Source organism: Actinoallomurus acaciae (assembly GCF_042429965.1).
GTDB classification, from domain to species: domain Bacteria; phylum Actinomycetota; class Actinomycetes; order Streptosporangiales; family Streptosporangiaceae; genus Actinoallomurus; species Actinoallomurus acaciae.
The window spans coordinates 1-988 of record NZ_JBHLZP010001135.1 but is presented as its reverse complement, the minus strand read 5'-3'; the positions used below and the strand labels follow the sequence as shown (position 1 = coordinate 988).

Genomic DNA, 988 nt, shown 5'->3' with positions numbered 1-988 from the left:
GCCTGCACGCATCTGGCCAACTCGGCCTCGCTGCTGCTGCCGGTGTCGAACCTGACGAATCTGCTGGCCTTCTCCGCCACCGGGCTGACCTTCGCGCGGTTCGCGGGGCTGATGGCGCTGCCCTGGCTGGCCTCGATCGCGGTGGAGTACGCGGTCTTCCGGTGGTTCTTCCGCGCCGACCTGGCGGCCTGGGCCACCCCCGCCGAGCCGGCGCGGCGGCCGCGCCTGCCGGTGTTCACCCTGGTCGTGCTGGCGCTGACGCTGGCCGGGTTCGCGCTGGTCTCCCTCGCCGGGCACAACCCGGCCTGGGCGGCGCTGGCCGGTGTGCTGGTGTTGGCGACGCGGGCGCTGGCCCGGCGGCGTACGGGCGTGCGGAGGCTGGTCGGGGCGGCGAACCCGCTGTTCTGCCTGTTCGTGCTGGCGCTCGGTGTCGTGGTCAAGGCCGTGACCGACAACGGGCTGGGCGCCGTGGCGCGGCACGTGCTGCCGCACGGTTCGAGCCTGCCCGCGCTGCTGGCGGTGACGGCCGTCGCGGCGCTGCTCGCGAACCTGATCAACAACCTGCCCGCCGTGCTGGCGCTGGTGCCGCTGCTCGCGTCGGGCGGGCCCGGACCGGTGCTCGCGGCCCTGATCGGAGTGAACGTCGGCCCCAACCTCACCTATGTCGGGTCGCTGGCCACGCTGCTGTGGCGGCGGGTCCTGCACGAGCGCGACGCGGAACCGGCCCTGGGCGACTTCACCCGGCTGGGGCTGGTCGCGGTGCCGGCCACGCTGGCGGCGGCGACAGTGGCACTGTGGGTGATGCTGAGTGTGTTCGGAGGATGAGACATGCCTGTGGCAACGATCATCTGGATCACGGAGGGCACGTGGCAGGCGGCGGTCGACGCGGCCCGCACGCTCGCCCCGCCGGACGCGGAGTTCACGCTGCTGCACGTCAGCGGCGGTGAGCCGGCCGGCGCGGCGCTCGCGGCGGTCGCCGGGCTGGAGG

General features: G+C 74.3%; 1 protein-coding gene. It reads left to right on the top strand.

Annotation, left to right across the window (positions count from 1 at the left end):
• Window positions 1-825 (top strand): ArsB/NhaD family transporter (locus tag ACFFNX_RS51105; RefSeq protein ID WP_378213752.1); only part of this gene is annotated, 825 nt, incomplete at its 5' end.
• Between the last annotated feature and the right edge of the window lie 163 nt (window positions 826-988).